Here is a 19087-nt window from a genome sequence, read left to right on the forward strand (position 1 = left end):
GTTGACAGACATGTAGACATTGGCGACTTAACGGGCAAGTCCCATGCTTTGAAGCACGCTGAATCATGTTTAACAGGCCCGGGGTTCTTGCGCAGCTCCGGCCGGAAAGCCTCATCTCATGTCGTTGGTTTCCAGCGGAGACCGGTTTGCCGCGTTCAGGCATGTCGCCTACACCTATTTCTTCTTTGCCCGCTTTCTGACGGCGTTTGCCACGCAGGTGGTCAGCGTCTCCGTCGGCTGGCAGATGTATGACCATACCGGCAATCCGATCTATCTCGGCCTGATCGGTCTGGTGCAGTTCCTTCCCTCCCTACTTCTGATCCTAGTGACTGGCACCGTTGCCGACCGCTACAACAGGCGTATGGTGGCGGCCATCTGCATTTTCGTCGGCACGATCTGTGCCGCGGCATTGCTGTTCCTCACCGTTTCCGGCACCTTCGCGCCGCTTCCGGTTTTCCTGATCCTCACCGTCTTCGGTATCGAGCGCGCCTTCATGACGCCGGCAACGCAATCGCTGGCGCCCAATCTCATTCCGCCGGAAGATCTGTCGAACGCGGTGACCTGGAATTCCATGTCCTGGGATGCGGCCGCCATTCTCGGTCCCGTCGCGGGCGGCCTGCTCTACGGTATCGGCCCGAGCGTTTCCTATACCGTCGCCGTCCTGTTCTTCGCAGCCGGTTCGCTGCTGACCTTCCTCATTCCGAAACCGCAGCAACGTGTTGCACATGAATCGAGGAGCTTGAACGAGATCCTCGCCGGTTTCCATTTTATCTGGTCGGAAAAGGTGGTGCTTGGCGCCGTCTCGCTCGATCTCTTTGCGGTGCTGCTCGGCGGCGCCGTGGCGCTGATGCCTGTCTATGCGCGCGATATCCTAACGCTCGGTCCCTGGGGCCTCGGTCTGCTGCGTGCCGCTCCGAGTTTCGGTGCGATTGCCATGGGCCTGTTTCTGGCGACCTATCCCATCCGGCATCGGGCCGGGCTTTGCATGTTCATAGGCGTCGCAATGTTTGGAGTGGGAACGTTGGTCTTCGGCGTTTCGCATACGCCGTGGCTGTCGATCGCAGCCCTTGCCATCATGGGGGCCTCCGATCTGATCTCGGTCTATGTCCGCGAAACTCTGATCACGCTCTGGACGCCGGACCATGTGCGCGGCCGCGTCAACGCCGTGAACATGGTCTTCGTCGGCGCGTCGAACGAGCTCGGCGAATTCCGGGCCGGCACCATGGCGCGCTATTTCGGCGCCGTCCCTGCCGTCGTCATCGGCGGCATCGGTACGCTGGCCGTCGCGATCATCTGGGCAACCGGTTTTCCGCAACTACGAAAGATCGACAGTCTGAACGCGCCGGACCGAGAGGGTGAGCCGCAGGTGGCGTGAGCCACAATTTTCTTGTCATGCTGGCAACTCCGCGCGCATGTTGTCGCCATGAGCAACACGACGAGCAACGGACCGATCGAACCGGAGCCATCTGCGCCGCCGCCGGATGTGCCAACCGAGCGCCGGCGTGCGTTTCGGCTTGTCGTGGGCATAGCCAGCCTGCTGGCGCTTTGGGCGGTTTGGCAGGTTTTGACGTCATTCGTCGCCTATACCGATGATGCCTATGTCACCACGAATTTCGTGACGGTTGCGCCGCAGGTGACGGGCGTCATCGTGAGCGTCGATATTGCCAACGACCGGGAGGTACGGCGCGGCGATCTTTTGGCTGTCATCGACAAGCTGCCGTTCCAACTCGTCGTCGATCAACGCAAGGCAGCGGTTCAGGAAGCGGCTGCGAACCACAAGCTTGCCGATGATGAGCGGAAGGCCGCTCAGGATCGGCTGACGGCGGCGACGACTGCATTACAACAGGCCGGCAATGATCAGAAGCAGGTGGCCTTGACTGCCGCCGATAGGGGGGCCGCGCAACAGCGGGCGGCCACGGAACAGGCGGCGGCGCGTGAGGCGGTCGACAAGGCATCCCGGTCTGTCGCCAGCCAGGATGCCGTCGTCGCGCAGGCGCAGGCCGCGCTGGCCTTGGCGGAATGGCAGCTCAGCCAGGCCGAGATCCGCGCGCCCGTCGATGGCACGGTCAACAATCTCTCCCTGAGCGTGGGCGATACGGCCTCGGCCGGAAAGGCGCTGGTCGGGATTGTCGATGCGGCGGGCTGGCGCATCGTCGCCAACTACAAGGAGAACTACATCAGGAAGCTTGAGCCCGGCAAAGCAGCATGGGTGTGGCTCGACACGCATCCGTGGCGCCTCTATCGTGCTCGCATCGAGGGTGTCTCGCGCGGCATCAGCAGAGGTCCCGATGAGGATGGGATATTGCCTTATGTCGCTCCCACCACCGATTGGATCAGGCTGAGGCGCCGCTTCCCGGTAACATTCAAGCTGGTCGATCCTCCATCCGACCTGACCCTTTATATGGGATCGGATGCCAGCACGCTGATCTTCCCATGAGGCGGGCTCTTGCAGAGCTCGTCCATGCGATCCGCGGCGAGCTGGCGGAGCTGAGCCTTTCCGGTCCACGCTCGCTGCAAGCCAATATCGCCGCGCTGGCGGTCGGGCTCGCGCTCGTTTTCGCTCTGCTCCTGAGGCTCAACAATCCCTGGTGGGCCGCCATCAGCGCCTTCATATGCGTGCAGGCGAGCCATCCGCAATCGTGGCAGAGGGGCGGGCTGAGGATCGTGGGAACGCTGGTCGGCGCGGTGTTGAGCTTCGCCCTTGTGCCTTGGGCCGTCTATGATCCCGTGGCGACGGTGCTGCTTCTTTTCGCCACCGGCACGCTTGCCATCCTTGGTGCGTTGCTGAGCCCCCACGGCTATGCTTGGCTCCTTGGCGGGATCACGGCGATGATAGTCACGCTCGGCTCGTTGGACGATCCGACACTGGCGCTTTCCATTGCCTTCTATCGTGCCATCGAGATCGTGCTCGGCACCGCCACGGCCTTGCTGGTGACATGGCTGCTGGCACCTGCGGAAGGCGAGGTCGTGGCGCCACCGCCCGGCTGGCATAGTCTGCTGGGTGGAAACTGGCATGTATTGTCACATGCCATGCGAACGGGCATGGCGGTTGCCGCCGTGCCGCTGGTCTGGCGGCAGTTGGAATTGCCCAACCTCAGCCAGATGGCGATTTCGATCGGTGCGGTCATGGCTGTTCCCACGCTCACCGGGGTCTCGGAGGAGGACCAATCGGCGATTGCTCAGCGCATGTTGCAACGGGTGGCCGGATGCATCCTGGGCGGCTGTTTTGGCACGATGGTGCTATTCTTGCCGATCAGCCAATCCTTCGTGCCCTGGCTTCTGCTGCTGATGGCAGGCACCTGGCTTGCCATGCAGATTCAGAACGGGCAACACGGCATCGCCGGCGTCGGTTCGCAGGCGGCCATCGCATTGATCCTGACGCTCGTGCAGGATACCGGCCCCGCGGACAGTCTGCTGCCGGCCATGAATCGCATCGCCGGCATGATGGGGGCCATAGGACTGTTGGTGCTTATCAACCTGTTGCTCGGTCCGCCGATCGGCGCCCAATCCGTGAGGGAAGAAAAGCAGGGGTGACGCTTGGGGGATATGATCGTGAGCCGATCAAGCCGCCATCGCCTGCTTGCCCTCGAAAATGAGATCGAGGAAATCGGACAGCCAGGCTCTGAGCGGGGGGTCAAAGATCATGCGACCCTCCAGATGCTCGCGACCCTGTTGGGCGTTCGGCATGCAAAAGCGATGCTCGCCATGCACGACCCAGCGCTGCATCATGGCGCGGGTGAGTTCCGCGTGGAATTGCAGGCCCCAGGCATTGGCGCCATAGCGATAGGCCTGGTTAGGGTAGGTCTCGCCGGTCGCCAGAAGATCGGCGCCATGCGGCAAGTCGAAACCTTCACGGTGAAAGTGATAGACCATTTGCGGCCAGTGGCGCATCAAAAGCCGGCCCTTTTCCGTCGGCTGCAGCGGATACCAGCCGATTTCGGTCTTGCCGTCGTCGCGGGCCTTCACCTTGGCGCCGAGGTGGCGGGCGAGCATCTGTGCGCCGAGGCAGATGCCGAGATAGGGGCGATTTTCCTTCAGCGGCACGTCGAGCCAGTTGATCTCAGTCTTGACGAAATCGTCGGGATCATTGGCGCTCATCGGCCCGCCGAAGACCACTGCGCCGGCATGCCCCTCCAGTGTTGGCGGCAATCGGTCACCGAGTACCGGCCGGCGGATGTCGAGATCGTAACCCTTGTCCAAGAGCATCTGGCCGACACGGCCGGAGCTGGAGCGTTCCTGGTGCAGGATGATCAATACAGGGCGATGTCCACCGCCCTGCGGCGCCTCAATCATCATCCGCACTTTCCCTTCTGTGACCCGGGGCGCGGGCGGCTGCCTCCTGGCGTTTGACAACGCGGTCACGGTCGGAGATGCCCATGAGGTCGGCAATGCGCCAGATCGCATGATCCTCCATCTCGCTGCGTTCGCCATCGGCATAGACGATATCCCAGAGGATGCCGAGAAGCTCGAGGCGCTGTTCGCTGTTGAGATGGCGCTTCAGATCGGAGGTGAAGCGATAATAATCGACCGCCTCACTCTCGGCCTCCTGGCCTGCGGCGATCAGGGCGTCGAGCTGACGGCCATCGAGACCGTATTGGCTCTTCAGCAGCTTGCGAAGCCGCTTCTTCTCGCTTTCCTCGATCTTGCCGTCCGCTTCCATCACCTGGAAACAGAGCGCCGCAACCGCGATACGCGGATCGTCGGGAGCAAAGCCGGATTTAGGGTGTTCCTTGGTCAGATTCTGAAAGAATTCCTGAAAGCGTTCGAACATTCGATTCCATTCTTAGAAGAGCTTCAGCCGTGTCTTGGGTTCCGGTTCAAGCTTGAGATCTTTTACGCCCGGATCGTCCGGCGCGCCGCCGAAGAAGGGCTTTGGTTCCGGCTCCTTCGCCGGCTCGGTTTTGGCGGCGGGTACGGGCGCCGGCTTTTTTGCGATCGGCTCCAATTCTATAACAGAGGTGCCGGCAGCCGGCGAAGCAACTGTTGGTGAAGCGGGTTTTGTCGCAGCAGTTGCGGGCGGAGCGGTCTCGCGCACCGGCGGCAGCGACCTCAGCGCGGCATCGACCGAGACGGTCGTGCCCTCTTCCACCGGCCCTTCGAGTTGGCCGAAGGGTGCCTTCCATTCGAAGGCGTCGAGGCGGCCGGTGATCGGCGACAGCGGCAGCCATTTGTCGGAGACGAAACCATCGGCGAGCCAGGCCGGATCGCGCGGCGCGCGCAATGCCTGCGCCATCCAATGGCGGATGCGCCCCTGGTCTCCAGTCTCGGCCTCTTCTATATCGGCCAGCAGCAGGAAGGCGCCTTCGCGGGCATCGATGCGAGCCGCGGCTTCCGCCTTGGAGCGGGCTTTGGCGAAGTCGCGGGCGTCGAGTGCCGCCTTTGCCGTGATCAGCAGCGCTTCGACATTGTTCGGGCGCATCGCTTCCAGCCGTTCGGCACGCTTCAGGCGATCGGAGACGGAATCGCCGCTGCGGGCGCGGACATAGGCCCTGCCGATCTCCGGATGCGGCTCTGCCTTCCACACCTGTTCGAGAATGGAAGCGGCCTTGCGCACCTTGTCTTCGCGAAACAACGCCTTGGCGGCTGTCAGCGCGGCCGGCACGAAATCGGGGGACAGCTTCAATGCAGCCAGCGCATCGTCCCGGGCGCCGGACGGATCGCCTTCGAGCTTTTCATTGGCGCGCGCGGTCAGCAATACGGCGCGCTGGCGGTTGGCGGTATCCTTATCGATGACGCGGGCGATCTTCTGCTGGTCGAGAAGCTTGATGGCGTCGTCCCAATGGCCTGCCTGGCTGCGGTATTCCAGCGTCGCCTGCGCGGCCCATGGCAGATAGGGCGCCTGGTCGGCAGCCTTTTCGGCATAGTGCCGCGCCGCCTCGTGTGCGCCAAGCCGTTTGGCTTCGAGATAAAGGCCGCGCAGACCCAGTTCGCGGGTTTCCGGGTCGTTGGCCATCAGCTCGAATTTTTGGCGGGCCTCGTCATGCTTGCCTTCGATCAGCGCGGCCTGTGCTTCCAGCAGGTTGATCAGCGGCTCCTGGTCGGCGCGGATCAGACCGCGGGTGCGCGCCGCCATCTTGCGGGCAAGCAGCGCGTTGCCGGCACCGGCGGCGATCAGCCCCGTGGACAAGGCCTGATAGCCGCGGTCGCGCTTGCGGGCGCGAAAATAGCGGGTGACGGAATGCGGCGAGGTCCAGATGAGGCGGATAAACCACCAGACCACCATGACGGCGGCGATCAGCGCAATCAGGATGCCGGCAGCGACGATGAGCTTGGTCTGATAGAGTTCGCCACCCCAGACCAGGGAAAGATCGCCGGGGCGATCCGCCAGCCAGGAAAAGCCATAGCCAAGCAGCAGGACGAGAACGGCGAAAATAAGCAGTCTGATCATTCTCTTCCCCGCCTCAGCTTTGTTTTCCAGTGTCGGCGATCGCCTTCGACAGCGCGTCGCTGACTAGGTCTTCGACCCGGATGCGAGCTTCCAATGATTGCTTGAAGGCGGCGGAGGCCGATTTGGCGGCGTCCGGCAGGCTGTTCCATTCGGTGATCGCTCCGGGCAGATCGCCGTTCTTCACCTTGTCCTCGAAGCGGGCGGTAATGGCCTCGACGCTATCGCCGGTGACGTTGCCGACCGGGCGCACCTGCACCAGGGATTTGGCGCTGCTCAGCAGCCGGTCGCTCCAGCTCTGGTTCGGATCGTCCTGCTGCGTCGAACTGACGATCGCCGTCGCAACATCGGAGACACGGCGAATGAGATCGGCGCGCGAGGGAATGCCCGTCTGGGCGAACGCCTTCAGATCGGCAACCGCAGGGTCATCAGGTGCGACATTGGCGTAGGTATCGAGTTCAGGCTGAAAGGGACCGCCACGATCGATCGCCGCCTTCAGGGCCGCAGCCGCAATGGCGCGGGCGACAGCGCTTTCCTGGCTCGGCGCGTTCAGCTTCTTTTCAGCGTCGTCAAGGCGTTTGCTGACATCGGCGTCGGATGAGGCCTGACTTTGCGTCGCCTGAGCAAGGCTCGCCTTCAATTGATCCACTTCGGCGCTGAGCGCTGCGATCTTCTGGTCCGCATCGCCGCTGCTTGTACCGGACGATCCGCTTGCGGCCGTATTGTTGGCGGCGGTTGTCTCAAGGGCTGCGACGCGGGCTGCAAGGGTGGTGTCCGATGTTGCTGCGGGGTTGGCAGCGAGATTGGACACGGTCTGCTTCAGCCCGTCGATTTCGTCTGTGAGCGCGGCAATATCGGCGGAATGGTCTTTTGCCGGCCGGCCGCCGGGCAGGAGGCCGGCATATTGGATGGCGCCGACGCAGATGAGGGAGATCAGCCCGCCGACGATGCCCGCGGCGATCAGGCCAGACGTTGCCCCTTGCTGCCGCTGGGGCGCAGAAGGTTGCTCGGCATCGGAGCGAGGAGGTTCCGGTTCCCCCGCGGTTGCGGCTTTAGGATCTTCTGCCGCAGGCTCCGCGACCGGTTCGTCGGCCTCTTCCGCCACCGGTTCCTTTTCCATTTCCGGCGGTATTTCCACCTCATTGGCGGACGAACTGCCGGGGTCGCTGTGATTGCGCTCCGTCATCTCCTCGGAAACCGCGGTTCGAGCGGTTTCCTCAGCTTCCAGATCGATCGTGATCGGCTCGTCGTTGGGCTTCGAATGGTTTGGCGGATTTCCCGATACCATGAGGTCCTCTTTTCATGCGCTGCAGCGAAAGTAGACAGACAGATCGATTATGGAAAGAGGTTAGATCAAAATTGCGACCTCACTTCGCTGCCAGAAGCGCCAGAAGGCTGTCTTCGTCCGGCACGGCGGCGATTTCCACAAGTGATTGCAGCGCCGCCGGCACCACCTCGGCAACTGCTCCGCTGAGACAGAGCATTCGCGTTTGAGCGAGGGTGTCAGAGTGCACGCGCAGAAAAGGCAGGGCGAAAAAGCGGCGGGCGGTCTCGCGGGAATAGAAGAGGATCGCATCCGCGGGAGTATCGACAAGGACGCGGGCCAGCGTGCCGATGTCGGGCATGACGTCCTCCATGCGGTAGCATTCGACCGTTCGGAACGCGATCCCGAGCTGCGCCAACCGCGCTTCGAAGCCGGCTGCGCGCGGGGAGCCTGCCAGATAGAGCAGTGGCAAATCTCCGAATTCGGCGCTTTGCTGGCTGATCAGCTCCGCTAGCTGGGCTCCGTTGCCGCCGCCCACGCCCACGGCACTCTTGAAGCCGATCTCCCGGGCAGCCTGCGCGGTCGCGTTGCCGACCGCAAAAAGCGGCCGATGGATAATCGACCGCAATGACGGCTTCACATGTTCCAAGACACGTATGATTTCGGCGCTGGTGACGGCGATGGCGCCGCTTGTTTCCTCAAGCCCCTTTAGAGCCGCCTCGGCATCATGCACGGGCTTTGTCAGCGGCAAGAGGATCGCCTCATGCCCCATCTCCGCAAGCCGTCGGGCGGTGCGTTCACCCGAATGCTCCGGACGGGTGACGACGACACGCATCGGATATCAGGTCCAGTCTTCGAAGAAGGTGCTGCCGGCTTCAGTGCGGATCGCCTGGCCGGCATTGGTGCCGAGCGCCTCGGCGTCCCGGCGATGACCTTCGATGGTGGTGGTGTGCACTTGCTGGCCATCGGGCGTCAGGATCATGCCGAAGAACCTGATATGGTCGCCCTCGCAGACGGCATAGCCGGCGATCGGCGTGCGGCAGGAGCCGTCCAGTGCCGCCAGGAAGCCGCGTTCGCAGGAAACGGTGTCAAAGGTCGGTGCGTCGTTGATGGCGGCGAGCAGGTCGTTCGTCCTGTCGTCGCTGACGCGGCTTTCGATGCAGATCGCACCTTGCGCTGGCGCCGGCGGGAATTCATCTGGGTCGAGAATGTCAGTGATCACATTCACCTTGCCGAGCCGTTTCAGGCCGGCGAGAGCCAACAATGTCGCGTCCGCTTGGCCTTCCTCCAGCTTGCGCAGACGCGTTTCGACGGCGCCGCGAAAGGTTATGACGTTGATATCTGGGCGCAGGCGCCGGATCAGCGCCTGGCGGCGCAGCGAGGCGGAGCCGACGGTTGCGCCATGCGGCAGGTCGATCAGCTTCGGCGCGGTGCGGCCGATAAAGGAATCGCGGATATCCTCGCGCGGCAGATAGGCCGATAGCGCCAGCCCTTCCGGCAGCTTTGTCGCCATGTCCTTTGCCGAGTGTACGGCAAAGTCGAGCTCGCCTTTGGTCAGTTTCTGTTCCAGCTCTTCCGTGAACAGGCCTTTGCCGCCGATCAGCGCCAGCGAACGGTCGGTAATGCGGTCGCCCTTGGTGCTCAGAACGACGATCTCGAACATCTCCTCCGGCAAGCCATGCGCCGCCATCAGGCGGTGGCGGGCCTCGTGTGCCTGCGCCAGCGCCAGCGGGCTGCCGCGCGTGCCAATCCGGAAAGGTTTTGTTTGCATCCGCTTTGATCCGTTGTTACCGACAGTTCCCGTAACCATATTTCCGCTTCATCGCAATCGACCAACAGGCAACGAACAGCTTCCATGGCGTCCTTTCTTCGCATTCTCGGCATCGAAACAAGCTGCGACGAAACCGCCGCGGCCATTGTCGAGCGCCGGGAAGATGGCACGGCCACGATTGCCTCCGACGTGGTTTTGAGCCAGTTGGACGAGCATAGCGCCTATGGCGGCGTCGTGCCGGAAATTGCCGCGCGGGCCCATGTCGAGGCGCTGGATACGTTGATCGACGAGGCCCTGAAGCGCGCCAATGTGTCGCTGTCCGATGTCGACGCCATCGCGGCCACATCCGGCCCCGGTCTGATCGGCGGCCTGTTGGTCGGGCTAATGACCGGCAAGGCGATTTCGAGGGCGACCGGCAAGCCGCTCTACGCCATCAATCATTTAGAGGGCCATGCGTTGACGGCAAGGCTGACGGATGGCCTCACCTTTCCCTATCTCATGTTGCTCGTCTCCGGCGGCCACACGCAACTGATTTTGGTGCGCGGCGTCGGCGACTATGAGCGCTGGGGCACGACCATCGACGATGCGCTGGGCGAAGCCTTCGACAAGACGGCGAAGCTGCTCGGTCTTCCCTATCCCGGCGGCCCGGCGGTCGAAGCGGCTGCGCGAAACGGCGACGCGGATCGATTCGACTTCCCTCGGCCGCTGGTCGGCGAGACGCGGCTGGACTTTTCCTTTTCCGGCCTCAAGACTGCGGTGCGACAGGCAGCGACGGCGATCGCGCCGGTGAGCGAGCAGGATATCGCCGATATCTGCGCCTCCTTCCAGAAGGCGATTTCGCGCACCTTGAAGGACCGGATCGGGCGTGGCTTGCAGCGCTTCAAAAAGGAGTTTCCAAAGAGGGCGGACAAGCCGGCGCTGGTCGTCGCCGGCGGTGTCGCCGCCAATCTCGAGCTGCGCCGCACGCTGCAGGAGCTTTGCGATCTCAACGGTTTCCGCTTCATCGCGCCGCCACTGCACCTCTGCACCGACAATGCGGTGATGATCGCCTGGGCGGGGCTGGAGCGCATGGCGACAGGTGCGGCACCCGACGGCCTCGATGTGCAGCCGCGCTCGCGCTGGCCGCTCGATCAGAAGGCGGAAACTCTCTTGGGGCATGGCAAACGAGGAGCGAAGGCATGAGCGATAGTGAACGCATCGCAGTGGTTGGCGCCGGCGCCTTCGGCACGGCGCTCGCCGCCGTCATCGCCTTGACCGGCAAGAGCCAGGTGACGCTGGTCGGGCGCAAGGCGGCTCTGATGGCCGATCTCAGGGATGATCGTCTGCATGATACGGCTCTGCCGGGCATAGAATTGCCGGATTCGCTGCAATTTTCGGCCGAGCCGGACGCGATTTCGGACGCCGGCATCGTGCTTTTCGCCATGCCGTCGCAGGCGCAGGCGGATGCGGCGCGCCATTACGGGCCTTACCTGGCGGAAGATGCCGTCGTCGTCACCTGCGCCAAGGGCATCGACAAGGTCTCCGGCGATCTCCTGACCGACATGCTGGAGCGGGAATTGCCGCATCACACCATTGCGGTTCTCTCCGGTCCGGGCTTTGCGACCGACATTGCCAAGGGCCTGCCGACGGCTATGGCGATCGCCGCCGGCGATATGGCGGTGGCCGAACGGCTGGCGCAAGCGATTTCAGGGCCGACATTCCGTCTCTATGCCTCCGACGATCGCGTCGGTGTGCAGCTTGGCGGCGCGCTAAAGAATGTATTGGCGATTGCCTGCGGCATTGTCGAAGGGCGCGGCATCGGCGATTCTGCGCGCGCGGCACTGATCAGCCGCGGCCTTGCGGAAATGTCGCGCTTCGTCGTCGCCAAGGGCGGCAAGGCGGAAACGGTGCGCGGTCTCTCCGGCCTCGGCGACCTCGTGCTGACCGCGACCAGCCACCAATCCCGCAATCTGCGTTTCGGCATCGCGCTCGGCCGCGGCGAGGCGGCGGATCCATCGCATGGCGACCTCGTCGAAGGCGCTTATGCCGCCTCGATCGCGGCGCGTCTGGCGCTTGGGCTGGGCGTCGACATGCCGATCACCGAAGCGGTCTCGGCCATCATCGATGGCAAGCTCGACATAGCGACCGCCATTGGGCAATTGATGACCCGGCCGATTACGACGGAATGACTTGAACTTGAATGCACCGCGATTACTGGATATATTACCGGTAATATCGCGGAGGCCAGAATGGGCAGTTCACAGAAGCGTGCAATTCAAAATTACCGCTCACGTATCGAGGAGCGCGGCCTGGCTCGTTTCGAAGTGCTGGGCCTTGATAGTGATCGGGCGCTCATTCGTTCTGTGGCGCGGCGTCTGGCGGAAGGAGGGACCGAAGCGGCATATATCCGTAATGTCCTGAACCAGACGCTCTCCGGCGAGCCGCCGAAGAAAGGTGGCGTTTATGCCTGGCTGCGTAGTTCGCCCCTCGTCGGCGCGGATATCGATCTTGAACGAGTTCGTGGCAAAGTGCGCGAGATCGATCTTTGACCCGTTATTTGCTCGATACCAATATTATCAGCAACACGATCAAACCAGAGCCGTCACCTGATCTTGCCAGATGGCTTCAAGCCCAAATAGACGATGATCTCTTCATCGCAGCCTCCACGATCGCCGAGATTCAGCGCGGCATCCTGATCATGCCGGCGGGGCGTATGCGCGATGACCTCGAAACCTGGTTTCTCGGTGCACAAGGACCACTGGCGTATTTCGCCGGACGTATTCTTTCCTTCGATGAGAACGCGGCCTTGGTATGGGCGCAACTCATGGCGGAGGGGCGAGCAGCGGGGCGGCAGCGTGACCCGCTGGATATGTTGATCGCTTCCGTCGCAATCGCGAATGAATGCATCATCGTCACGCACAATGAGGCCGATTTCTGGGGCCTCGATATTATCAATCCGCTTCGCGCAGAAACAAGATGACCTTCGGTGGATGAGACTTTATCCATCACCCCTGATGATCTGCTGATTTCCATAGGAGAATGAAACAATGCTGTTTGCCTTTGTCTGCAAGGACAAGCCCGGTCATTTGAATGTCCGCATGGACACGCGCCCTGCGCATCTCGAGCATTTGAACAAGCTCAATGCCGAGGGTACGCTGAAGATGGCGGGTCCCTTCCTCGATGCCGAAGGCAAGCCGAATGGGAGCCTGGTTGTCGTCAGTGCCGAAACGATCGAGGCGGCGAAGGCGATCGCCGATGCCGATCCCTACACCAAGGCTGGCCTGTTCGAGAGCGTAGAGATCAAGCCGTTCAACTGGGTCTTCAACAATCCGGAGGTATGAACATGGCGCACTGGCTGTATAAATCCGAGCCGTCCTCCTGGTCCTGGGAGGCACAGAAGAAGGCTGGCGAGAAGGGCACGGAATGGACCGGAGTGCGCAACTATCTCGCCCGCAACAACATGCGGGCGATGCAGATCGGCGACAAGGGCTTCTTCTATCATTCCAACGAAGGGCTGGAGATCGTCGGCATTGTCGAGGTTTGCGCGCTGTCGCATCCCGATTCGACCGCCAAGGACGATCCGCGCTGGGATTGCGTGGATATCCGCGCCGTGTGCGACATGCCGAAACCGGTGTCGCTAAAGGATATCAAAGCCAATCCGAAGCTCTCGCAGATGTCGCTCGTCACCTCGATGCGGCTTTCCGTGCAGCCGGTGACCGATGAGGAATATCTCGAAGTCTGCCGCATGGGCGAACTCGACAATCCGCCCGTCTGACCCGTAATTCGAGGACGCTTTGAAGACCGATCCGGAGAGTTTCATCCGTGCGAATACCAGTCTCATGGCGCCGCCGCATGTGCCGGAAATCCGGCTGCATCTGGCAAGCGAGGCCCATGATCTCTGGCTGAAGACGGAGGAAGAACTCGAGGAGATCGGCCTGCCGCCGCCCTTCTGGGCTTTTGCCTGGGCGGGCGGGCAGGGGCTTGCGCGCTATGTGCTCGATCATCCCGACATGGTCGCCGGAAAACGGGTGCTGGATTTCGCCAGCGGCTCGGGCCTCGTCGCGATTGCGGCGAAGCTCGCGGGCGCAAGCCATGTGCTCGCCGCCGATATCGATCCCTGGGCGGAAACCGCGGTAAGGCTGAATGCCGCGGAAAACGGGGTGGCGCTCGACTTTACCGGCGACAATCTCATTGGCCGGGCGACGGATGCCGACGTCATTCTTGCCGGCGATGTCTTTTACGATCGCGATTTCGCCGATCGGCTGATTCCCTGGTTCCGGCAGCTCGCGGGAGAGGATCGCCTTGTGCTGGTCGGCGATCCGGGCAGGGCCTACCTGCCCAAGGATCGTCTGGAGCTTCAGGCGACCTATCAGGTGCCGGTGACGCGGGCGCTGGAGGATAGCGAGGTCAAGAAGACCACGGTCTGGCGATTTCTAGCCGGCTAACGACCGTCAAGGGCGAATCACACAGACGCCGGCCTCGTAGGAGCAGGCATTGCCGGCACGTTTGACGTTGATGATCTTGGCTCTCGGCTTCAATGCAGCCGGTTCGCCCTGATATTGATCATAGCCGCCGCCATAGCCGACAATATAAGTCCCATCGTCGGCCTGATACATATCGGCCGTGCCCGCATAGGTGCCGATGTCAGCGGCATATTGCCGATCCATGAGGATGATTCTGGTCGGTTGCGGCTGCGTGTAGTGCTGCGGCCAGGAGATTTGTTGCAACCGAACCGGGCCGCGATGATGGAACGGCCGATATCCATGGCGATAGCCGGTCGAAAAGGCGACCTCCGTGGCATAGGCACCGACGCGTGGGGGGTGCAGCGGAAATGGCCCATGATGCTGGAACGGGCGGTACCCATCATGATAGTCGCCTGCGGAGGCCGACATGGACGACAGGGCGGCGGCTGCCGCTAAGACGAGCGTTGCTGCCTTGAAAAGATGCTGTCCCATAGGTTGCCTCGCTCTCCAAATGCTTAATAAAATATGAAGAACAGAGTGCCGCAAGAGCGACGCCAAGTCTACTCGGTTGGCGGGAAAATCGTGTGGAATGGCCAATCGGAGAATGTCGTTTCTGCGCACTCGCTAAAAGTGTCGGCTGATCCGAATCGATTAAATTCAGGGCAGACAGCAATTGTGCTTGTCGACGTGCCTTTCCGTGATTAATGGTCGCAATTGATGCAACGCACACAGGACTTCCCCCAGGCGTGTGTTGCCCCGGAGATATTCCGGGATAGAAGCGTATCGTAACGCCGCGAGGTTCTGATGGCGAACGTCACACAAAACCGGCCCCTGTCGCCGCATCTGCAAGTCTACAAACTTATTCCCACCATGGTCATGTCGATCGTCCACCGCATCACCGGCGGCGCGCTTTATTTCGGCACGCTGCTGGTCGCCTGGTGGCTGATCGCGGCGGCGACCGGCCAGGGCTATTTCGATCTGGTCAACTGGATCATGGGCTCGATCATCGGCCGGCTCGTCCTGCTCGGTTATACCTGGGCGCTGCTGCACCACATGCTCGGCGGTTTCCGCCATTTCGTCTGGGATCTCGGATACGGCTACGACCCCGCTGTCTCGACCAGGATGGCCAAGGCGACGCTCGTCGGCTCGCTCTGTCTTACCGCGCTGGTCTGGATCATCGGCATTATCATCCGGCTGATTTGATTGGCATGATTGTTCTCGAAAGCGCTCGGACGCTCTTCGGGATCATGCTTTAAAGGATATTTCTCATGGATATGCGCACTCCCCTGGGCAAAGTCCGCGGTCTTGGTTCCGCCAAGGAAGGCACGGAGCATTTCTGGCGCCAGCGCCTGACCGCCGTCGCCAACGTTCCTCTCATCATATTCTTCGTCATCTTTCTGATGATCTATGCCGGCGCGCCCTACGCGGAAGTCGTGCACGCGCTGTCGAACCCGATCGTTGCCGTTATTTTCGGCCTGATGGTGGTCTCCGGCGTCATTCACATGCGGATCGGCATGCAGGTCATCATCGAGGACTATGTCCATAGCGAGATCAGCAAGATCGTCCTTCTTATGCTCAACACATTCTTCGCGATCATCGTGGCCGGGCTCTGTCTCTTCGCCATTCTGAAGATCGCGTTCGTAGGATAATTACCGATGGCACCGAATTCATCCGCTCAGAATGGGCCCGCTCAGAACGGGAAAGCCTATAAATATGTCGATCACTCCTACGATGTGATCGTTGTCGGCGCCGGCGGCGCTGGCCTGCGCGCCACGCTCGGCATGGCCGAGCAGGGTTTCCGAACCGCCTGCATCACCAAGGTATTCCCGACCCGCTCGCACACGGTCGCAGCCCAGGGCGGTATCGCCGCCTCACTGCAGAACATGACGCCGGATAGCTGGCAGTGGCATCTCTACGACACCGTCAAGGGTTCCGACTGGCTCGGCGACGTCGACGCCATGCAGTATCTCGCCATGGAAGCGCCGAAGGCGGTCTACGAGCTCGAGCACTACGGCGTGCCCTTCTCGCGTAGCGAAGAGGGCAAGATCTACCAGCGCCCGTTCGGCGGCCATATGCAGAACTACGGCGAAGGCCCGCCGGTTCAGCGCACCTGCGCCGCTGCCGACCGTACCGGCCACGCTATCCTGCACACGCTTTATGGCCAGTCGCTGCGCAACAACGCTGAATTCTTCATCGAATATTTCGCGCTCGATCTGATCATGTCCGACGATGGCAGCCGCTGCACCGGCGTCGTCGCCTGGTGCCTGGATGACGGAACGATCCATCGCTTCGCCGCCAAGATGGTGGTGCTGGCGACCGGCGGCTACGGCCGCGCCTATTTCTCGGCGACTTCGGCCCATACCTGCACCGGCGACGGTGGCGGCATGGTTGCCCGCGCCGGCTTGCCGCTGCAGGATATGGAATTCGTACAGTTCCATCCGACCGGCATCTATGGTTCCGGCTGTCTGATCACCGAAGGCGCACGCGGCGAAGGCGGGTATCTCGTCAACTCCGAAGGCGAGCGCTTCATGGAGCGCTACGCGCCGTCGGCCAAGGACCTTGCCTCGCGCGACGTCGTTTCGCGCTGCATGACGCTGGAAATCCGCGAAGGCCGCGGCGTCGGCAAGAACAAGGACCACATCTTCCTGCATCTCGACCATCTCGATCCGGCCGTGCTGCATGAGCGCCTGCCGGGTATTTCCGAGAGCGCGCGCATCTTCGCCGGCGTCGATGTCACCCGCGAGCCGATCCCGGTCCTGCCGACCGTTCACTACAATATGGGCGGCATTCCCACGAATTATTGGGGTGAAGTGCTGAATGCCGACAGCAACAATCCGGAGCGTGTTCTGCCGGGCCTGATGGCCGTCGGTGAAGCCGGTTGCGCCTCGGTGCACGGCGCCAATCGCCTCGGCTCCAACTCGCTGATCGACCTCGTGGTCTTCGGCCGCGCCGCCGCCATCCGCGCCGGCCAGGTCATCGACCGCAACAGCCCGGTTCCGCCGGTCAATGTTGCCGCCTGCGACAAGATTATGGAGCGTTTCGACCGCCTGCGCCACGCCAGCGGCTCGACGCCGACGGCGGTGCTGCGCGAAAAGATGCAGCGCGCCATGCAGGAAGACGCCGCCGTGTTCCGCACCCAGGAATCGCTGGAATCCGGCTGCCGCCGCCTTTCGGAGATCTGGAAGGAAATGCCCGATATCAAGGTCACCGACCGTTCGCTGATCTGGAATTCCGACCTTGTCGAGACGCTGGAGCTGCACAACCTGATGGCAAACGCCATCACGACGATCTACGGCGCCGAAGCCCGCAAGGAAAGCCGTGGCTCGCATGCCCGTGAGGACTATACCGAGGGCAAGTTTGCCGGCCGCGACGACGAAAACTGGCGCAAGCATACGCTTGCCTGGGTCAACGAGGCAGGCGACGTGAAGCTCGACTATCGTCCCGTTCACACCGACCTGATCGCCGAAGGCATCGATCCGCACAAGATCGAGCCGAAAGCACGCGTGTACTGATCTGAGAGGAACTGACCATGGTTGAACTCGCTCTCCCCAAGAACTCTCAGATGCGTGAAGGCAAGGTCTGGCCGAAGCCGGCCGGTGCCACGAACACCCGCGAATTCCGTGTCTATCGCTGGAGCCCGGATGACGGCCTGAACCCGAGCATCGACACTTATTACATCGATGTCGACGATTGCGGCCCGATGGTGCTCGACGGTCTGCTCTACATCAAGAACAAGATCGATCCGACGCTGACACTGCGCCGCTCCTGTCGCGAAGGCATTTGCGGCTCCTGCGCGATGAACATCGACGGCACCAATACGCTCGCCTGCACCAAGGGCATGGACGAGATCAAGGGCACGGTGAAAATCTATCCGCTGCCGCATATGCCGGTCGTCAAGGATCTCGTGCCGGATCTGACGAACTTCTACGCCCAGCACCGCTCGATCGAGCCCTGGCTGAAGACGGTGTCGCCGCCGCCGGCGAAGGAATGGAAGCAGAGCCATGAGGATCGTCTGAAGCTCGACGGCCTTTATGAATGCATCCTCTGCGCCTGCTGCTCGACCTCCTGTCCGAGCTACTGGTGGAATGGCGACCGCTATCTCGGCCCGGCCGTTCTTTTGCAGGCCTATCGCTGGCTGATCGACAGCCGCGACGAGGCAAAGGGCGAGCGTCTCGATAATCTCGAAGATCCGTTCCGCCTCTATCGCTGCCACACGATCATGAACTGCGCCCAGACCTGCCCCAAGGGTCTGAACCCGGCCAAGGCGATCGCCGAAATCAAGAAGATGATGGTCGAGCGGCGGATCTGACCGCCGCCGACCGTTCGTCCCTGTTGCGGCGGGAATAGCCTGACCGCCATGATTACCGCTTCGACCACATCGGATCGGAGCGGGATCATTCTGTAGGCCGCTCTCGGTGAAGAGGCGGATGCCGCCGCTGCAGCTCACGGAATTTTTATCGGCCTCGCTTGCATGTTGTTCCGATTTCTCCAGCAAACTTCGCCAGGACGCGGACCTGCAGGAACTCGTCGGATGAGGTTTGTCTGGTTAAGCCTTGAAATGACCGGATTCTTGCGGAGCTATGCCCTCCAGCGATTTGTGCCCCGTAGCGACTTGATTAACCAAAGTGAAATAAGATAATCCCAACCTAACTAAGCGCCAGTGCAAACCTCGATGGTGGACAATTAGGAGTATGATGATGCAATTGAGATATGCAGCGACGGCTGCGGCGATAGGTCTGTCGCTTGCCGGTTGCCAGCGCACAGCATACAACGACGAATATTCTGCCGCGCCATTGCAGGCTCAACCCGTTCCTTCCGTCCAATCCAGCCAGCTTCCGCCGACCACCGGCGGCGCCTCGCAGTTTCCGGCAGCGCCGACGAATACGCCGAATGCTGCCAACCAGCAGCAACAGCAGGCGATGGCCGCTTCCGCGCAGGACGTGACCAAGGAATCCATGGTCGGTAGCTGGAAGGTCAGCAATGGCGGCGCGAGCTGCGACATGTTCCTGACGCTCACCAATCTCGGCAGCGGTTCGCGCGGCGGCACGCGCGGTTGCGCGGGCGAGCTGACGACAATGGGTTCCTGGGAAGTGTCCGGCAAGCAGGTCATCCTCAAGAATCGTGACGGCAGCCAGATCGGCTCGCTCTACAAGACGGCCGCTTCGCGCTTCGACGGTTCCACGGCATCCGGCCAGCCGCTCAGCCTCAGCCGATAAGCTCTTTTG

The 19087-nt window shown here is 61.9% G+C and carries 22 protein-coding genes; 15 read left to right on the forward strand and 7 right to left on the reverse strand.

The features are described 5' to 3' along the window. Positions 1 to 118: 118 nt before the first annotated feature. The 3 genes from ACXHXG_RS18655 to ACXHXG_RS18665 are packed head-to-tail and all read left to right on the forward strand — an operon-like array spanning position 119 to position 3534. Positions 119 to 1375 (forward strand): MFS transporter, encoded by a 1257-nt coding sequence (locus ACXHXG_RS18655; protein WP_457900227.1) that lies wholly within the window; start codon positions 119 to 121, stop codon positions 1373 to 1375. Positions 1376 to 1423: 48 nt separating this feature from the next. After that, the gene (locus ACXHXG_RS18660) at positions 1424 to 2437 is read left to right on the forward strand and encodes an HlyD family secretion protein (protein WP_457900228.1); all 1014 of its coding nucleotides are present in this window, start codon (positions 1424 to 1426) and stop codon (positions 2435 to 2437) included. Then, positions 2434 to 3534 carry an FUSC family protein gene (locus ACXHXG_RS18665; protein ID WP_457900229.1) on the forward strand — a complete coding sequence of 367 codons (1101 nt, stop codon included), beginning with the start codon at positions 2434 to 2436 and terminating at the stop codon, positions 3532 to 3534. Before ACXHXG_RS18660 ends, ACXHXG_RS18665 begins: the two co-directional genes overlap by 4 nt. A gap of 27 nt (positions 3535 to 3561) precedes the next feature. Here the strand turns inward: ACXHXG_RS18665 and ACXHXG_RS18670 are convergent, their stop codons facing one another. The 6 genes from ACXHXG_RS18670 to hemC form a co-directional block, all read right to left on the reverse strand. Next, positions 3562 to 4293: a glutamine amidotransferase gene (locus ACXHXG_RS18670; RefSeq protein ID WP_104825246.1), complete on the reverse strand. Its 732-nt coding sequence runs from the start codon at positions 4291 to 4293 to the stop codon at positions 3562 to 3564. After that, complete coding sequence (locus ACXHXG_RS18675) at positions 4286 to 4771, reverse strand: tellurite resistance TerB family protein (RefSeq protein WP_104824622.1); 486 nt, start codon at positions 4769 to 4771, stop codon at positions 4286 to 4288. Before ACXHXG_RS18675 ends, ACXHXG_RS18670 begins: the two co-directional genes overlap by 8 nt. A gap of 12 nt (positions 4772 to 4783) precedes the next feature. After that, positions 4784 to 6388 carry a heme biosynthesis HemY N-terminal domain-containing protein gene (locus ACXHXG_RS18680; protein WP_457900230.1) on the reverse strand — a complete coding sequence of 535 codons (1605 nt, stop codon included), beginning with the start codon at positions 6386 to 6388 and terminating at the stop codon, positions 4784 to 4786. Positions 6389 to 6401: 13 nt separating this feature from the next. After that, the gene (locus tag ACXHXG_RS18685; RefSeq protein ID WP_283047808.1) at positions 6402 to 7673 is read right to left on the reverse strand and encodes a COG4223 family protein; all 1272 of its coding nucleotides are present in this window, start codon (positions 7671 to 7673) and stop codon (positions 6402 to 6404) included. A 79-nt stretch (positions 7674 to 7752) separates the two neighbouring features. After that, a complete protein-coding gene (locus tag ACXHXG_RS18690; protein WP_457900231.1) occupies positions 7753 to 8484 on the reverse strand; it encodes a uroporphyrinogen-III synthase in 732 nt (243 codons plus the stop codon). Between the two features lie 6 nt (positions 8485 to 8490). Then, positions 8491 to 9420 (reverse strand): hydroxymethylbilane synthase, encoded by a 930-nt coding sequence (gene hemC / locus ACXHXG_RS18695; protein WP_285168359.1) that lies wholly within the window; start codon positions 9418 to 9420, stop codon positions 8491 to 8493. Between the two features lie 84 nt (positions 9421 to 9504). Here hemC and tsaD point away from each other — a divergent pair, with 84 nt between their 5' ends. From tsaD to ACXHXG_RS18730, 7 genes are all read left to right on the forward strand, one after another. Further along, positions 9505 to 10602, forward strand: a complete 1098-nt coding sequence (gene tsaD / locus ACXHXG_RS18700) for a tRNA (adenosine(37)-N6)-threonylcarbamoyltransferase complex transferase subunit TsaD (protein WP_457900232.1) — start codon at positions 9505 to 9507, stop codon at positions 10600 to 10602. Beyond that, a complete protein-coding gene (locus ACXHXG_RS18705) occupies positions 10599 to 11588 on the forward strand; it encodes an NAD(P)H-dependent glycerol-3-phosphate dehydrogenase (protein WP_457900233.1) in 990 nt (329 codons plus the stop codon). The genes tsaD and ACXHXG_RS18705 overlap by 4 nt, the downstream gene beginning before the upstream one ends. A 60-nt stretch (positions 11589 to 11648) precedes the next feature. Then, positions 11649 to 11948, forward strand: coding sequence for a hypothetical protein (locus ACXHXG_RS18710; RefSeq protein WP_104824615.1), 300 nt, complete (start codon positions 11649 to 11651; stop codon positions 11946 to 11948). Further along, complete coding sequence (locus ACXHXG_RS18715; protein WP_104824614.1) at positions 11945 to 12379, forward strand: PIN domain-containing protein; 435 nt, start codon at positions 11945 to 11947, stop codon at positions 12377 to 12379. The genes ACXHXG_RS18710 and ACXHXG_RS18715 overlap by 4 nt, the downstream gene beginning before the upstream one ends. Before the next feature lie 67 nt (positions 12380 to 12446). Then, entirely contained in the window at positions 12447 to 12740 is a 294-nt protein-coding gene (locus ACXHXG_RS18720; RefSeq protein WP_104824613.1) for a YciI-like protein, read from the forward strand. A gap of 2 nt (positions 12741 to 12742) precedes the next feature. Further along, positions 12743 to 13174 (forward strand): EVE domain-containing protein, encoded by a 432-nt coding sequence (locus ACXHXG_RS18725; RefSeq protein WP_104824612.1) that lies wholly within the window; start codon positions 12743 to 12745, stop codon positions 13172 to 13174. 19 nt (positions 13175 to 13193) lie between these two features. After that, complete coding sequence (locus ACXHXG_RS18730) at positions 13194 to 13844, forward strand: class I SAM-dependent methyltransferase (protein WP_457900234.1); 651 nt, start codon at positions 13194 to 13196, stop codon at positions 13842 to 13844. A 6-nt stretch (positions 13845 to 13850) separates the two neighbouring features. Here ACXHXG_RS18730 and ACXHXG_RS18735 read toward each other — a convergent pair whose 3' ends face one another. Beyond that, a complete protein-coding gene (locus ACXHXG_RS18735; protein WP_457900235.1) occupies positions 13851 to 14354 on the reverse strand; it encodes a hypothetical protein in 504 nt (167 codons plus the stop codon). 312 nt (positions 14355 to 14666) lie between these two features. On the opposite strand from ACXHXG_RS18735, the gene sdhC reads away from it, so the two are divergent. The 5 genes from sdhC (at position 14667) to ACXHXG_RS18760 (ending at position 19078) form a co-directional block, all read left to right on the forward strand. Continuing rightward, positions 14667 to 15065, forward strand: coding sequence for a succinate dehydrogenase, cytochrome b556 subunit (sdhC, locus tag ACXHXG_RS18740; RefSeq protein ID WP_104824610.1), 399 nt, complete (start codon positions 14667 to 14669; stop codon positions 15063 to 15065). A 65-nt stretch (positions 15066 to 15130) separates the two neighbouring features. Then, positions 15131 to 15511, forward strand: a complete 381-nt coding sequence (sdhD, locus tag ACXHXG_RS18745; protein WP_283047794.1) for a succinate dehydrogenase, hydrophobic membrane anchor protein — start codon at positions 15131 to 15133, stop codon at positions 15509 to 15511. A 6-nt stretch (positions 15512 to 15517) separates the two neighbouring features. Then, positions 15518 to 17374: a succinate dehydrogenase flavoprotein subunit gene (gene sdhA, locus ACXHXG_RS18750; protein ID WP_457900236.1), complete on the forward strand. Its 1857-nt coding sequence runs from the start codon at positions 15518 to 15520 to the stop codon at positions 17372 to 17374. Between the two features lie 17 nt (positions 17375 to 17391). Next, complete coding sequence (locus ACXHXG_RS18755) at positions 17392 to 18171, forward strand: succinate dehydrogenase iron-sulfur subunit (protein ID WP_104824606.1); 780 nt, start codon at positions 17392 to 17394, stop codon at positions 18169 to 18171. A 388-nt stretch (positions 18172 to 18559) separates the two neighbouring features. Beyond that, a complete protein-coding gene (locus tag ACXHXG_RS18760) occupies positions 18560 to 19078 on the forward strand; it encodes a protease inhibitor Inh/omp19 family protein (RefSeq protein ID WP_104824605.1) in 519 nt (172 codons plus the stop codon). Positions 19079 to 19087: the final 9 nt, after the last annotated feature.

It is taken from the genome of Rhizobium sp. LEGMi-198b, assembly GCF_054114205.1.

What these genes read in the sequence shown, in the direction of transcription:
- ACXHXG_RS18655 (WP_457900227.1), top strand. Translation starts at nt 119, where the DNA reads ATGTCGTTGGTTTCCAGCGGAGACCGGTTTGCCGCGTTCAGGCATGTC.
- ACXHXG_RS18660 (WP_457900228.1), top strand. Translation starts at nt 1,424, where the DNA reads ATGAGCAACACGACGAGCAACGGACCGATCGAACCGGAGCCATCTGCG.
- ACXHXG_RS18665 (WP_457900229.1), top strand. Translation starts at nt 2,434, where the DNA reads ATGAGGCGGGCTCTTGCAGAGCTCGTCCATGCGATCCGCGGCGAGCTG.
- ACXHXG_RS18670 (WP_104825246.1), bottom strand. Translation starts at nt 4,293, where the DNA reads ATGATTGAGGCGCCGCAGGGCGGTGGACATCGCCCTGTATTGATCATC.
- ACXHXG_RS18675 (WP_104824622.1), bottom strand. Translation starts at nt 4,771, where the DNA reads ATGTTCGAACGCTTTCAGGAATTCTTTCAGAATCTGACCAAGGAACAC.
- ACXHXG_RS18680 (WP_457900230.1), bottom strand. Translation starts at nt 6,388, where the DNA reads ATGATCAGACTGCTTATTTTCGCCGTTCTCGTCCTGCTGCTTGGCTAT.
- ACXHXG_RS18685 (WP_283047808.1), bottom strand. Translation starts at nt 7,673, where the DNA reads ATGGTATCGGGAAATCCGCCAAACCATTCGAAGCCCAACGACGAGCCG.
- ACXHXG_RS18690 (WP_457900231.1), bottom strand. Translation starts at nt 8,484, where the DNA reads ATGCGTGTCGTCGTCACCCGTCCGGAGCATTCGGGTGAACGCACCGCC.
- hemC (WP_285168359.1), bottom strand. Translation starts at nt 9,420, where the DNA reads ATGCAAACAAAACCTTTCCGGATTGGCACGCGCGGCAGCCCGCTGGCG.
- tsaD (WP_457900232.1), top strand. Translation starts at nt 9,505, where the DNA reads ATGGCGTCCTTTCTTCGCATTCTCGGCATCGAAACAAGCTGCGACGAA.
- ACXHXG_RS18705 (WP_457900233.1), top strand. Translation starts at nt 10,599, where the DNA reads ATGAGCGATAGTGAACGCATCGCAGTGGTTGGCGCCGGCGCCTTCGGC.
- ACXHXG_RS18710 (WP_104824615.1), top strand. Translation starts at nt 11,649, where the DNA reads ATGGGCAGTTCACAGAAGCGTGCAATTCAAAATTACCGCTCACGTATC.
- ACXHXG_RS18720 (WP_104824613.1), top strand. Translation starts at nt 12,447, where the DNA reads ATGCTGTTTGCCTTTGTCTGCAAGGACAAGCCCGGTCATTTGAATGTC.
- ACXHXG_RS18725 (WP_104824612.1), top strand. Translation starts at nt 12,743, where the DNA reads ATGGCGCACTGGCTGTATAAATCCGAGCCGTCCTCCTGGTCCTGGGAG.
- ACXHXG_RS18735 (WP_457900235.1), bottom strand. Translation starts at nt 14,354, where the DNA reads ATGGGACAGCATCTTTTCAAGGCAGCAACGCTCGTCTTAGCGGCAGCC.
- sdhC (WP_104824610.1), top strand. Translation starts at nt 14,667, where the DNA reads ATGGCGAACGTCACACAAAACCGGCCCCTGTCGCCGCATCTGCAAGTC.
- sdhD (WP_283047794.1), top strand. Translation starts at nt 15,131, where the DNA reads ATGGATATGCGCACTCCCCTGGGCAAAGTCCGCGGTCTTGGTTCCGCC.
- sdhA (WP_457900236.1), top strand. Translation starts at nt 15,518, where the DNA reads ATGGCACCGAATTCATCCGCTCAGAATGGGCCCGCTCAGAACGGGAAA.
- ACXHXG_RS18755 (WP_104824606.1), top strand. Translation starts at nt 17,392, where the DNA reads ATGGTTGAACTCGCTCTCCCCAAGAACTCTCAGATGCGTGAAGGCAAG.
- ACXHXG_RS18760 (WP_104824605.1), top strand. Translation starts at nt 18,560, where the DNA reads ATGCAATTGAGATATGCAGCGACGGCTGCGGCGATAGGTCTGTCGCTT.